Annotated in this window: 12 protein-coding genes; 2 read left to right on the forward strand and 10 right to left on the reverse strand. The window is 45.4% G+C overall.

What is annotated here, in order from left to right; genetic code table 11:
- Positions 1–7 precede the first annotated feature (7 nt).
- The gene (ftsX, locus tag MHB37_RS29255; RefSeq protein ID WP_076123828.1) at positions 8–922 is read right to left on the reverse strand and encodes a permease-like cell division protein FtsX; all 915 of its coding nucleotides are present in this window, start codon (positions 920–922) and stop codon (positions 8–10) included.
- A complete protein-coding gene (ftsE, locus tag MHB37_RS29260) occupies positions 912–1,598 on the reverse strand; it encodes a cell division ATP-binding protein FtsE (RefSeq protein ID WP_036678556.1) in 687 nt (228 codons plus the stop codon). The genes ftsX and ftsE overlap by 11 nt, the downstream gene beginning before the upstream one ends.
- A 342-nt stretch (positions 1,599–1,940) precedes the next feature.
- Between ftsE and MHB37_RS29265 the strand changes: the two genes are divergently transcribed.
- Together MHB37_RS29265 and MHB37_RS29270 are read left to right on the forward strand one after the other, a co-directional pair.
- The gene (locus tag MHB37_RS29265) at positions 1,941–3,368 is read left to right on the forward strand and encodes a VanW family protein (RefSeq protein ID WP_405168775.1); all 1,428 of its coding nucleotides are present in this window, start codon (positions 1,941–1,943) and stop codon (positions 3,366–3,368) included.
- Between the two features lie 153 nt (positions 3,369–3,521).
- Positions 3,522–3,929: a CBS domain-containing protein gene (locus MHB37_RS29270; protein WP_076123832.1), complete on the forward strand. Its 408-nt coding sequence runs from the start codon at positions 3,522–3,524 to the stop codon at positions 3,927–3,929.
- Positions 3,930–3,966: 37 nt separating this feature from the next.
- Here the strand turns inward: MHB37_RS29270 and MHB37_RS29275 are convergent, their stop codons facing one another.
- The 8 genes from MHB37_RS29275 to MHB37_RS29310 form a co-directional block, all read right to left on the reverse strand.
- Complete coding sequence (locus tag MHB37_RS29275; protein WP_051491029.1) at positions 3,967–4,569, reverse strand: DL-endopeptidase inhibitor IseA family protein; 603 nt, start codon at positions 4,567–4,569, stop codon at positions 3,967–3,969.
- Between the two features lie 196 nt (positions 4,570–4,765).
- A complete protein-coding gene (locus MHB37_RS29280; protein ID WP_076182144.1) occupies positions 4,766–5,371 on the reverse strand; it encodes a type 4a pilus biogenesis protein PilO in 606 nt (201 codons plus the stop codon).
- Positions 5,355–6,956, reverse strand: coding sequence for a pilus assembly protein PilM (gene pilM / locus MHB37_RS29285; protein WP_405168776.1), 1,602 nt, complete (start codon positions 6,954–6,956; stop codon positions 5,355–5,357). The genes MHB37_RS29280 and pilM overlap by 17 nt, the downstream gene beginning before the upstream one ends.
- A 15-nt stretch (positions 6,957–6,971) precedes the next feature.
- A complete protein-coding gene (locus tag MHB37_RS29290) occupies positions 6,972–7,721 on the reverse strand; it encodes a prepilin peptidase (RefSeq protein WP_405168777.1) in 750 nt (249 codons plus the stop codon).
- Positions 7,722–7,826: 105 nt separating this feature from the next.
- Entirely contained in the window at positions 7,827–8,309 is a 483-nt protein-coding gene (locus MHB37_RS29295) for a type II secretion system protein (RefSeq protein ID WP_340392975.1), read from the reverse strand.
- 190 nt (positions 8,310–8,499) lie between these two features.
- On the reverse strand, positions 8,500–9,705 hold the full coding sequence (locus tag MHB37_RS29300; RefSeq protein WP_036678542.1) for a type II secretion system F family protein: 1,206 nt from the start codon (positions 9,703–9,705) through the stop codon (positions 8,500–8,502).
- The gene (locus MHB37_RS29305) at positions 9,705–10,754 is read right to left on the reverse strand and encodes a type IV pilus twitching motility protein PilT (RefSeq protein WP_076303610.1); all 1,050 of its coding nucleotides are present in this window, start codon (positions 10,752–10,754) and stop codon (positions 9,705–9,707) included. The genes MHB37_RS29300 and MHB37_RS29305 overlap by 1 nt, the downstream gene beginning before the upstream one ends.
- A 43-nt stretch (positions 10,755–10,797) precedes the next feature.
- Positions 10,798–12,462 carry an ATPase, T2SS/T4P/T4SS family gene (locus MHB37_RS29310; RefSeq protein WP_340392977.1) on the reverse strand — a complete coding sequence of 555 codons (1,665 nt, stop codon included), beginning with the start codon at positions 12,460–12,462 and terminating at the stop codon, positions 10,798–10,800.
- Between the last annotated feature and the right edge of the window lie 272 nt (positions 12,463–12,734).

A 12,734-nucleotide genomic window follows, 5' to 3' on the forward strand; every position in this document is an offset into this window, starting at 1 on the left:
TCTTAAATTAAACTTTCAAAAACTTACGAATAGAAACCGTACTTCCCCAGACGCCGATCAACACACCTAGTCCAACTAACAGACCTACGAGCAGCAGCCAAATATCACTGAAAGGGATCAGCTGCAATCCGAGCATTGGATCTCCCTGTATCGAAGATTCCAAACCCTTGTAGCCGGCATATAAAACACCCGAAGTAATCAATGATCCAATGAGTCCAATTAATGCCCCTTCTATAAAGAAAGGCCAACGAATAAAATAATTTGTCGCGCCTACCAGCTTCATAATCCCAATCTCTTTACGCCGGGCAAGAATCGTTACCCGAATAGTATTGGAGATGAGGAACATAGACATAAGTGCCAGCCCCGCTACAAAAATAAAGCCAATGTTGCGTACGGCACGCGTGATTTTAAACAATGTTTCTATCGAGCCTTTGCCATATTTCACTTTGTAGATAGGCTGTTCGGTATGTGTCTTGTTAAGGGCTTGAATCTTCTCAGCCACAAAAGCAACGGTAGTAGGTTCAATAACTTCTACCTGAAGGGTATCTGGAAGCGGGTTATTGTCTTCATCGAACCCTTCCAGAAGCTCTGCTGCCTCCTCGCCCATATCTGCGCGGAGATCTTTAAGTCCCTGTTCCTTGGAGATGAACGTAATCTTGCTGATCTCCGGCATATTGCCAATTTCAGTCTGCAGGGTCTCACGCATCTTCTGATCTGTATTCAAAGCTAGATGCACTTTGATCTGTACCTGACTGTCTGCCTCATCAGCTACAGAATTTACGTTAAGAACAAGAAGAATAAATACACCTAGAACAAAAAGAGAAACAACAATCGAAGTGATTGAGGCGATCGACATCCAGCCATTACGGAATACGCTTTTGAAGCCTTCCCGCACATGTCGCAAGAAGGTTTTAAAACTCATAACCATATTCCCCTCTCGCTTGGTCTCTGACAATGTTTCCATTCTCAATCGCAAGCACCCGTTTGCGCATTTTGTTCACAATATCTCTGTTATGGGTAGCCATTACAATCGTTGTTCCACGAAAATTAATCTCGTCAAGCAGCTGCATAATGCCCCATGAAGTCTCGGGGTCTAAGTTACCTGTAGGCTCGTCCGCAATAATAACAGAAGGATTGTTGACGATAGCCCGTGCAATAGCGATCCGTTGCTGCTCACCACCAGAAAGCTGTGAGGGCTCACGATTCGCTTTACTTCTCAGCCCAACCAAATCAAGAACCTCATTCACACGTTTCTTGATGACTTTTTTCGGCGCTTCAATAACTTCCATAGCAAAAGCTACATTCTCGTATGCCGTCATTCTGGGCAAAAGCCGAAAATCTTGAAATACAACGCCGATATTACGGCGGACATAAGGAATTTTGCGTGGTTTTAGCTTTCCTATATTGAAACCTCCCACCGAAATCTGTCCTTTGGTAGGCACTTCTTCTCTATAAATCAATTTCATAAAAGTAGATTTACCCGCGCCGGAAGGGCCGACAACGTACACGAATTCATTGCGGTCGATTTTCACTGAAACTCCTTGCAGTGCGTGAGTTCCGTTAGGGTACGTTTTCCATACATCTTGCATTTCAATCATTTTCTCACTTCCCAATTATGACATTTTCCACTTGTGCGAATCGACATTGTCCACCTCAAGTTTCCATAAACTTCAATATTTCCGCAATGTATCTATTGTAACAAATCTGTAACTGATTGAGTACCCCGTAACTGCACGACTATTCGAAAGTTTTGTAGTGACTGGACATATACATATAAAAAAGCACCTAGCGGTGCCTGTTATCAGATGTCGTAACTCCCTTTATTAGAGACTACTTATTTCTTACTAATTTATTATCGGTATCCCACGAAGTGTTCTTTAAGTTCTGTTACAGGGCCGCGCCTGCTTAGCGCAATCCAAATCCCCAAAAGGAGATTAATCATGAAAAAAATCCATGCTGCCCTCATAGTGGTCATCGCACTCGTCCTTATCGGCTCCTGTATTTACGGAGGGCTTCATCTATATGGCAGCAAAACCACGCTTCCAAAGGGTACAACCCTTGCCGGCTGGCAGGTCGGAGGCATGACCCTCACCGAGGTCCGCTCCCAGCTGGATAAACGGCTGCATGCCCTCGAATCCGTCCCTCTAGTACTAAAAGTGGAAGGCAATGCAGATTTACCCCTAACTCTTAGTAAGACTGGATTGAGCTATGAAGCCTCTGCTTTTCAGCAGGGCTTAAAAGAGCTTGCCGAAGGAACGCTTTGGGAGCGGGTAAAGGCACGCTATAACTTTCCTCAGCTGTGGAGGCTTGAAACCCATCTTGAAATCGCACAATTTCAAAAGATTCTAAGTCCCACTTGGGAGAAGGAGTCCTTTGGTGAACCAGTGGACGCTACACGACGAATTACAGGCGATGACCGAATCGTATATACTTCTGAGCAAACTTCCCTGGAGGTTGATTGGACAGCTCTGGAGACTTCCTTAGGAGCAGCTGCCCCCACCAACTTTAATCATCTGAATGCCCTGCTGGAGAAGGGAATCACGATGGAGGTCCCTTTGTTAATCCTGCAGCCTGACATAACTTTAAAGAAATTAAAGGAACAAGGTATCGAGCGAAAAGTAATGCAGTTCAGCACCTCTCTAGGTGCAAGTGGACCTGGACGAAGCTACAACGTGGAAGCTGCTGCCAAAGCTGTGGATGGAACCATTCTCCCGCCTGGAGCCGTCTTTGATTATGGAAAAGCTATAGAAAAAGCAAAGGTGAATTACGGCTTCCGTGAAGCGCCGGTGATTGTGAACGGCAAACTGCAAGCAGGTGTTGGTGGAGGGATCTGCCAAGTGTCGAGCACTCTTTACAATGCCGCACTGCGTATAGGGCTAGAAATTGTGGAACGCCGTAATCATTCCTTGCCCGTCAACTACTTGCCCAAAGGTCAGGACGCAACATTCGCTGAAGGTTATATCAACTTTCGTTTTCGCAATACGACTGGCAAATATCTCATAATTAAAGCAGCTGTGCAGGGTAAATCACTGACCATAAAGCTGTTCGGCACGTTTCCGCAAAATGTCACTTACAAAGTTCATTCAAAAACAGTAGAGGTACTCCCACCAGTCGATAAATACGTAAACGATTCTTCACTGCCTCGTGGCAGCTCACGCGTTATTCAAAATGGGAAAACCGGATATATTGTTGAAACCTACATTACAAAGTATGTTGACGGTAAATCCACTGAGGTGAATAAACTGTCCCGCGACGTATATTACGCACAAAAACGATTAATCGCCATTAATCGTGGAGGCGTGAGCAAATCCATAATCCCGGATGTCCCCCGAAAGCAGCTGGTGGAGGACGGCGTCCGCAGTGAATAGCTAACAACAAATAACCGGTCAGAGCCCCTAAGGTCTGATCGGTTATTTTTTCCAGCCATCTATTTTACCTGTAGCTTACGTTACCCGGCTTTGAAATTTACGATTCAGGGGTACATTAGAAGTAGACCCATAATCAGAAAGGATGAACATCCTATGACAACAGCTCTTGTAAATGATCTTACTGGTATTGTCCGCAGTGCTCCTGCTATTTTTGCCTCACGCACTTGCAGAGAAGCCCTTCGCGTCATGTTTCAGCATCCAGAATCCAAATGTATCGTCGTCTGCAATGCTATGAATGAACCCCTCGGATTGTTGATGAGCGAACGTTTCTTTTTGAAAGCTACAGGAAGATCGGGAGTAGACCTGTTCTACAGAGAACCTGCCATGAAGCTTATGAACAAAACCCCGCTCATTCTTGACATTTCCACTCCACTCGATATGGTATTGAGCCTCGCTATGAACCGCCCAGATCCTATGAAAAATGATTGTGTCATTATCACTCGCAAAGGTAAATTCGCTGGTGTTGCATATACCTCTGACCTTATCCGCGCCCAAGCGTAGAACCTCATTACCTTTCCTCTTCTACCCTAAACCTTCCTCAAAAAAGAATATCCGGTGACGTATCAATTCTCCAGTATCCATTCACCTTTTTCAGCTTCACATACACCGACTCACTGCCTTCCTGCCCGCTCGAATAAGGAACTGTTAAGTCAAATTCAGCGGTTGTTGCAGTTTTGGAGAGCATTCGGGCGGTGGCTTTTTCAAACATTAATGAGTTTCCAAGATCCGCATTCACCTGTGACATTCTACCTTCATGCTCCAAAAATTGAGTCTGCACATAATAAGCTGCTGCATTATGCGTGTAGGCTTTTTTTATGTAATTCATCAGCTTCGCCTTTGTCCCAATATCATTGGAAAGGTAACGGTACTCTTGCGCTTTATACATGAAGGTTTCCATCGGGAAAAAGTTGCCCCCGCGGCTAGTATAGAAATAGATTGCTCTGGCATGTACAACAAGCGGTACAACACTTTTTACCGTCAAATTGTTTATGGTAGCTGGACCTTCTTTTCCTGTTCCAATCACAGCCACATTTTTTATTGCCGAGCTTCCCACTGATGATGAAGCTGCCATAACTCCGCTACCTGCTGATAAAAGGCCTAAGGAAAGGGCCAACGAACCAAGCATCCATTTTTTGTTCATCTGAAGTTCCTCCTCTTTCATCTAAAAAATACAGGCGATCGCCACTGTTTCAGCTTATGCACCCCGCAAGCTAAAATACCCAATAAACAGAGGAATGAAAACGTATTACAACTCTTTTGAAAATATAAAAAAACTCCACCCTCCTGATTCACAGGAAAAGCGGAGTAATATAGTTAAATAAAGTAGCACAAGAACCCTAATTGGATGCTGCTGCGGTGGCCTCAAAATACGCTGTAAAAGCTACGTTAGCAGTCAAAATACTCTCCGTATTGTTCTTAGTACGATCCTCGTAGGACTGCTGAAAATTGAAAGAGTCCACATTCACAATACGAGGTAAGGCTTGTATTTCATCCATCCATTGCCGTATCCCCGAATATGTGCCCTCCACCACTGCAGTCATTTTGATCTGTTTGACCGTCGGGAATGACACCTCAGCTGAACCTGTCATTTGCTGAATCGGATTAGCCTCATCCAAAACAAAACTAAGATCCTTTAGCCGCGCTTGTGAGGACGTGCTAACCTCCCGCAAATCAACAATCAGACCTTCGCTGTCATCGCCCTTTGGGAGTTCCCCCAGTAATTCCTTCTGTTCTAGATCTCCCTCATTGCCGCTGCCCTTCAGCTCATTGATTTTGGTTTGGAGGACTTCTGCTTCCTTTTCCAACTGACTGATCTCGCTGCTCTGTGCGGAAATTTCCTTATTAGTCGGCTGAACACCCAGCATATAGAATGCAAACAATATCAGGAATAGAATTAACACCCCTAGTACGATGGGAGAGCGATATTTATTGATCTGTTCCATCGCTGCTCACCTCCCCTTGGCTGGCATCCGTTTCACTGTTTTGCTGCTTAGCCGCTGCTAAGTTCACGTTATAAATAGCCGTATACGTATTGTATGAAATGGCATCGGCGGCTCCTTCAGTAAGCTTTTGAACAGAGGCATCGGCCGTAAAAGACATTTGGCGAAGTTGTCTTAAATAGTTGGACGCATCCTCCATAGTGGATACATTTACAGTCAGATCTATAGATGTCCGGTAGGTATAGTTAATATCACGGATTAGTGCCCCCTTAGGCAATCCTTCCACTAATTCGTCCAAGATAGGGACAGCAATCACCTTATTGTCCTGAAGCACTGTGATGGCTGCTTTCCGATCCAGTTGTCCAGGTCCGCTGTTCTTAAGCTTCGCGAGCTCCACTTGGAGCATTAAACTGCGATCCTGCAGGCCTTGCAGCTGTTCTTTACCGTTAGAGATTTGACCCTTATTGGCAGAAAAATAAATCCCCGTTCCGATCATCCCCAGCAGCCAAATCGCTACAAGCCCCATCGTGACATAAGGAAATAGCAATGTCTCCCGATCTTCTCTCGGCAATAGATCAATCGTATCCGTGTTGATGCTATTTTTTAGAGCGGTCCCGGCAGCTACACGGTAATCATTTAGTTCAGGGTCAGAAACAGCAGCACTAGCCATCTGTTCCAGACTTATTGGTGTTATTTCAAGTTCAGCTAGGGACTGCTGGAGTTCTAGGTCCAGTTGTTTACGAATCGAGGAAGTGCCCGTAATCACTAAATTGTTGATACGAGTGGAACCGTCATGCAAGCTGTATTGATAAAAGCTGAGCATACGGGAGATTTCCGCAGTGATTTCCACCATTTGCTCGGGTGATAAATGTTCTTCCACAGCGACAGCTGTTTCTGCCAAGGTTTCACTGTCTGTCAAAAGATCCATTCCCGCTAAATTTCTTCCTTTATGTAGATCAAGTAAGTTTATCGTACGAATGAAGACCGGATTCCCGTTTCTGAACATATAAATGTCCATTACCGATGGCTCCATATTAATCAGCATCGTCTCCGCAAAGCTCTCCCCGTGCCCAGTGGTTATAGCACGCGCTAAGGCGGTTGCCGAAATTTCGACACTACTTATCCGAAGACCCGCCCGCTCCAGAATTTCTACGTAATCCTGAATCGATTTTCGCGGAGCAGCAAATACGAGCAGGTGACTTTGCTCCTCATCCACTTCGAGCGTTACATAGTCGTAGACAGGATTTTCAAAAGGTAAATGCAATCCCGTCTCCACTTCCAGCTTCACGAGTTGTTCTACCTGTTTGTCATTGGTACTAGGAATACTCATTTTACGGATAATGATCTGCGAAGGTGGAATGGACAAAGAAACATTACTTCCCCTTAACCCTTCCTTCTTCACCCACTGCCTTACCCGATCATAAAGCGCCTCGCTATCCGCCACCTGATTCTCAATGATCATGCCTGGAAAGAGCGGGAGAAACCGTTTTTTACGGACTTCCCATGACTGTTTATTCTTAAAACTAATGTAACGGATTCCGGCAGCCTCAATTGAAAGTCCGGCCACTTTGGGGCCTAATCCAAGCATGTGATCGATGTCCTCCTATCCGATGAGCGAGAGATACGCGCCGATGATGTGTGAACCATATCCAAAACTAATTAAAGCTCCTATAGCTAACCATGGGCCGAAGGGTACCGGCTGTTTACGTTTGATTACACCGAGCAGCATCAGCAGTCCGCCCACCACGCTCCCAAGCAGACAAGCCACAAAAAAGGCCAAAATCACATTCGGAAAGCCAATCACCAAGCCCAGCAGCGCAAATAACTTCACATCTCCAGCCCCCATGCCACCTAATAGAACAAAAGGGATAAGGCCCCCTCCCCCAAGCACAGCTCCTAGCAGATGATGCCATATCGGTCCTTCTGGAAATAGCAGTACAAAAATCAGCAGCAGCGGTAAAAAAAACAACAATACCTTGTTGGGAATCAGCATGTACTTCAAATCCGCAACCGTCACGATAACCGCTAAACTCACAAGAATGAACCCGATGATTCCCTTACCCGTCAGACCAAATTGCAAATACACCCATAAAAAAAGCAAACCCGTTGCCGCTTCTCCAAGCGGGTATAATGGCGATACCCTTGTGCCGCAGTATCGGCACTTGCCTCCTGACAGCAGGTAGCTTACCACCGGAAACAAATCCCGCACTTTCAGCCGCGTATTGCAGTTCGGACAATGTGACGGCGGATTAAGCAAGGATTCCTTGGCCGGCACCCGCAGCGCTACTACGTTATAGAAGGAGCCTAGAACCAGGCCCAGTAATGTGATGTAACTTGCGATAAATATCGTCATGGCTGTCCTCTGTTAGCTTCTGGATTTTAAAAAAGGAATCGGGAAGTCCGATTCCTTAGGATAGATTGTAAGTTTGAATTTATAGAGATTAATTAGATACTCCTGTTAGCCACCAGGCACTGGTGTTGGCGTTGGTGACGCTGCTGGCTCTGCACTAAGCACCTTATCAGCTGAATATTCACCACTAACACTTCCCTCAGGAGCAGGATCTATTGTTACTTTTTGAAGTGCTCCATCAGCGCCGTAATTAATTATTGTAGAAGCTTCAACAATCGTTTTCTTGGTACTAGGTAAAACTAGTGTCTTATCAATGTAATTTTTTAACTTAAGTTCTTGAAGTGTCACTGATGCATTTTTAAATTCTCCATTTTTTTCACCCATAATGTACATCCTGGAAGCATCATAAAGCTGTCGAGCAGTTGCTAAATCTGCATCTGTTTTTGATTTATTAATAATTCCACCAATCATCGGTATTGCAATAACCGCAATAATCCCCAAAATAACAATAACCGCCAGCAACTCAATCAGCGTAAACCCCTTTTGATTTTCCTCTTTGCTCAATCTTTTCTTAATCGCTTGTGCTAACATTTAATTTCCCCCTCTAAGTGGTGTGTGAGTGATAAAGCCTATATCCTTCATTTCAGTGAATCCACCATCAGCTTTCTTGTGCTTACGGAAACAGCTCGTCCATCGTCGTCTAATCGCCAGCGTAAGTTCGTGGATCTTGCCCCGCCTCCCCGGCGTCACCCCTCTCAATATATATAAGGAACCAAGAGGTTCACATATTACCGTACAGACTAAACATTGGCAGCATAATGGCGGCCACAATAACACCTACAACAGCGGCTAGAAAAGCAATCAATAATGGTTCAAGCAGCGACTTCAAACGGTCGACGGTATTCTCCACGTCCATCTCATAAAAATCAGCTACCTTAGACAACATCGTGTCGAGCGCCCCTGTCTCTTCGCCAATCGCTATCATCTGAGTAACTAGTGGCGGAAAGACCCAAGCTTTTTTTAGCGGCTCAGATAGTGGATTTCCTTGTCTTAGCGAATCGCCTGCACTACGGATGAATTTCCCGATGACCTTATTTCCTGCTACCTCCTCAACAATCACCAAGGACTGTAGAATCGGTACAGAGCTGGCATAAAGAGAAGAAAATGTGCGCGTAAACTGAGCAATCGAGCCTTTTTGATTCAGCTTACCGAACACAGGTATCTTAAGCTTGGCATAATCCAGAGCGTAAGCACCCTTTTCCGTACGTTTTGTAATCTGAAAAGCTATCACTAGGAGAAGTACTCCGAGTATCCAGAAATACCATTGACCTTGAATGCTTTTGCTAAGTGCCAAGACCATCTGTGTAATTGCCGGAAGCTCGGCATCCATCGATTCAAACATCGTTACAAACTGCGGCACAATCGCCCAAAGTAGATAGATAACCGCGGCAATCGCCATAACCCCTACGGTAATGGGGTACGTAAGCGCTGATTTTATCTTCTCTGTCGTGGTGTGCTGTTTCTCAAAAAACATAGCCAACCTGTCCAACGTCCCCTCAATATCACCGGATTCCTCACCGGCACGGATCATACTGACAAATAGCTGCGGGAAGATTTTTTTATGATCCTGAACGGCTTGTGAGAACGATATCCCGCGCATCAGGCTGGAATTAACATCTACTAACGCTTTGCGCAGTGGCTTACTCTCGGTCTGCTCTGCCAAAATACGCGTTGCATCCACAATCGATACCCCCGCCCGCATAAGCGTGGCAAACTGCCTGCAATAAATGATGAAATGAAGCGGCTTAACGGGATTACCAATATAAATGTCCATCGATAAAATTGTGGTTTTGCGTTCAATCAGTGAAAATACCGTAAGTCCCCGCTTGCGTAGCTCCTCCATCGCCGTAGGTTTATCGGTTGCCGTTAGTTTCCCTTTGATAGATTTGCCTGCGGATGTCTTCACCTGATATTCAAAAAGAGGCATCAGCTGCTCACCTCCGCCATAAACGCCTTAGCTGCTGTTGGATCAATAAGCCCCTGCGATAAATAGTCACGGATGCTCATGTCCAAGGTGTGCATGCCTTGTGAGCGTCCCGTTTGCATCACATTTTTGATCTGATGTGTTTTTTCGGTACGAATAAGATTGGCTACGGCTGGTGTATTGATCAAAATTTCCGTAGCGCATAAACGCCCCCGACCTCCAGCCCTTGGGAACAACCGCTGACTGACTACTGCCAGCAGCACTGATGCTAGTTGTGAACGAATCTGTCCCTGCTGATGGCCCGGAAAAGCGTCGATAATTCGGTCAATCGTCTGTGGTGCGTCTGTTGTGTGTAAAGTTGCCATCACAAGATGACCTGTCTCTGCGGCCGTAACCGCTGCTGAAATGGTCTCCAAATCCCGCATCTCACCAACGAGAATGACATCCGGATCCTGACGTAAGGCAGCACGCAATCCATTAGCAAAACTAGCCGTATCACTTCCCACTTCACGTTGATCTACTAGACAGGTTCCATGGTTATGTAGAAATTCTATCGGATCTTCCAACGTCACTATATGCTTGCTCTCCGTCTGGTTAATATAATTCAGCATAGCTGCAAGCGTAGAAGATTTGCCGCTGCCTGTGGGTCCTGTAACCAAAATTAGACCTTGTGGCTTAAGCGACAAAGTAGTTAAAATCGAAGGCATCGACAGCTGTTCCAGACTCGGAATCTCTGCAGGAATGGCCCGGGCGGCGATACTAACCTCGCCCCGCTGACGATAAACGTTCACCCGGAATCTTACCCCACCATCAAGCGGATATGAAAAATCCAACTCGCCCGCATTCCGAAATGCTTCAATTCGTTCATTACCAAGTAGCGTTTTGGCCATATCTGCCGCTTCTTCAGCAACCACGGATTCACCCTCAAGCGAGTGCAGCTTTCCATCCATCCGAATAACCGGCGGTGATCCTACAGAAATATGTAAGTCAGAAGCTTTGGAGGAGTAAGCCGTTTGTAATAGTTGTCTAATATCCCGCGTATACGTTGGCATTAGCCGCTCCCCCTAAGTTAGAATGCTAAATCCCTGTTAACCTCTAATGTGAGACCGTCTCGCGCATGACTTCTTGAAGCGTTGTAATTCCTTGACTGACCTTGAGTAGTCCGTCATCCATCAGTTGAACAAGCCCTCGCGCTTTACCTGCTGCACGCAGTTCTTCTACTGAGGCAGTATTTGTAATGAGCTGCCGTAAGTGATCATCAATACTGAGTACTTCATGAATCGCTATTCGTCCACGGTAGCCAGAATTGTTACAGCTACCACAGCCGCGTCCACGCTGTAATGCTTCCGCAGGTAGTCCTAAGCTACGTAGCATAATTGCTTCCTGTTCAGATGGTTTGTAGGTTTCTTTGCAGTCAGTGCAGATTTTGCGCACCAGCCGCTGTGCTACCACACCAATCAGCGAAGAAGCGATCAAATAAGGTTCTACCCCCATATCCCGCAATCGGGAGACGGAGCTAATCGCATCGTTTGTATGTAAAGTAGACAACACTAGATGACCCGTTAATGAGGCGCGAACAGCAATTTCAGCAGTTTCCGCATCCCGTATCTCACCGACCATTACGATATTCGGATCTTGTCGAAGAATCGAACGCAGCCCAGCTGCAAAGGTTAGTCCAATAGCCGAGTTTACGTGTACTTGATTTACTCCTTCAAGCTGGTATTCCACTGGATCTTCGACTGTGATAATATTTGCGCTTTCTACATTAAGTTGATTTAACGCTGAATATAAAGTTGTTGTTTTTCCGCTGCCTGTAGGTCCCGTGATCAGCAAAATCCCATAAGGACGAGCTATCATCTCCTTAAAAACTTCTGCATTCCCCTCACTGAATCCCAAAGCATCTACGGATTTGACCCCTGTGCTTAAATCTAGCAGCCGCAGCACAATCTTCTCTCCGTGCATCGTTGGTAATGAAGACACACGAATATCTACCATTTTGTAATCGAACTGCATTTTGATCCGCCCGTCCTGCGGCAAACGCCGTTCTGCGATATTCAGGCGGGCCATTATTTTCAGACGGGCGGTGATAAAGCCCTGCATCTGCTTAGGAATAATCCGCTCTGTCCGTAAGGTTCCGTCAATGCGGTAGCGGATGGTTAAATTATTTTCACCTGGATCCATATGTATATCAGACGCCCGCAGGGCAACTGCCTGCTGAATCATCTGGTTGACCAAACGTACGATTGGAGAGTCCTCATCTGTAATCTCGGTCTCCTCTATTTCTTCCTGTGTCGGAAGTTCTACCAGCATCTGATTCATAGAATCGCGCATGCCATAGTGACGCGCAATCGCCCGCTGCAGCTCATCTCTCGTAGAAATAGCGGGTTCGATCCGAAAACCAGTACTCATTCGTAAATCTTCTATCGCAAAATAATCCAGCGGGTCCGCCATCGCAACCATCAGCTTGCCGCCCTCTTTTAAGAATGGAAGCACCTGATATCGCTTAGCCATACTTTCAGGGATAATCTGCGTGATTGCGGGATCTATCTGGTATTTAAATAAACTGACATGCGGGATGCCGAGTTGAAATTCAAGCACTTCAATCAGCTGCTGCTCCGTGATATAGCCTTGAGAGATTAGCAGATCGCCGAGCTTACGTTTACTCTTACGCTGTTCCGCGAGAGCCTCAAGCAACTGGTCCTGCGAAATAATATTATTTTCTACCAGCAAGTCTCCCAGTCTCTTTTTCGCGATAGCCAAATCTATTCATCTCCGTATGCCGTTATTTATGCCGGCTGAAATAATGGATATTTTTTATAGAAATAGAAATCAAACTCCCAGCAAAATTCACTCAAAAACGAAAGATATAATTACCATAAATATACCTTCCATAAATTTGTCAATTTTGAGTATTTTTCAATCTAACTAGGACTTTAGTTATAATTTAATAGGTATATTTCAATAGATTTATGTTGTCTATCAATGCTGAATGTCCTAGAATGTATATAACATAGATTGGATAATTTTACAAC

The organism is Paenibacillus sp. FSL H3-0286 (assembly GCF_045040705.1).
Taxonomy (GTDB): domain Bacteria; phylum Bacillota; class Bacilli; order Paenibacillales; family Paenibacillaceae; genus Paenibacillus_AQ; species Paenibacillus_AQ odorifer.

Excerpts from the sequence above, each read along its gene's own strand:
- MHB37_RS29305 (WP_076303610.1), bottom strand. The coding sequence starts at position 10,754 with ATGCCAACGTATACGCGGGATATTAGACAACTATTACAAACGGCTTAC.
- MHB37_RS29295 (WP_340392975.1), bottom strand. The coding sequence starts at position 8,309 with ATGTTAGCACAAGCGATTAAGAAAAGATTGAGCAAAGAGGAAAATCAA.
- ftsX (WP_076123828.1), bottom strand. The coding sequence starts at position 922 with ATGAGTTTTAAAACCTTCTTGCGACATGTGCGGGAAGGCTTCAAAAGC.
- MHB37_RS29265 (WP_405168775.1), top strand. The coding sequence starts at position 1,941 with ATGAAAAAAATCCATGCTGCCCTCATAGTGGTCATCGCACTCGTCCTT.
- MHB37_RS29300 (WP_036678542.1), bottom strand. The coding sequence starts at position 9,705 with ATGCCTCTTTTTGAATATCAGGTGAAGACATCCGCAGGCAAATCTATC.
- MHB37_RS29290 (WP_405168777.1), bottom strand. The coding sequence starts at position 7,721 with ATGACGATATTTATCGCAAGTTACATCACATTACTGGGCCTGGTTCTA.
- ftsE (WP_036678556.1), bottom strand. The coding sequence starts at position 1,598 with ATGATTGAAATGCAAGATGTATGGAAAACGTACCCTAACGGAACTCAC.
- MHB37_RS29275 (WP_051491029.1), bottom strand. The coding sequence starts at position 4,569 with ATGAACAAAAAATGGATGCTTGGTTCGTTGGCCCTTTCCTTAGGCCTT.
- MHB37_RS29270 (WP_076123832.1), top strand. The coding sequence starts at position 3,522 with ATGACAACAGCTCTTGTAAATGATCTTACTGGTATTGTCCGCAGTGCT.
- pilM (WP_405168776.1), bottom strand. The coding sequence starts at position 6,956 with ATGCTTGGATTAGGCCCCAAAGTGGCCGGACTTTCAATTGAGGCTGCC.
- MHB37_RS29280 (WP_076182144.1), bottom strand. The coding sequence starts at position 5,371 with ATGGAACAGATCAATAAATATCGCTCTCCCATCGTACTAGGGGTGTTA.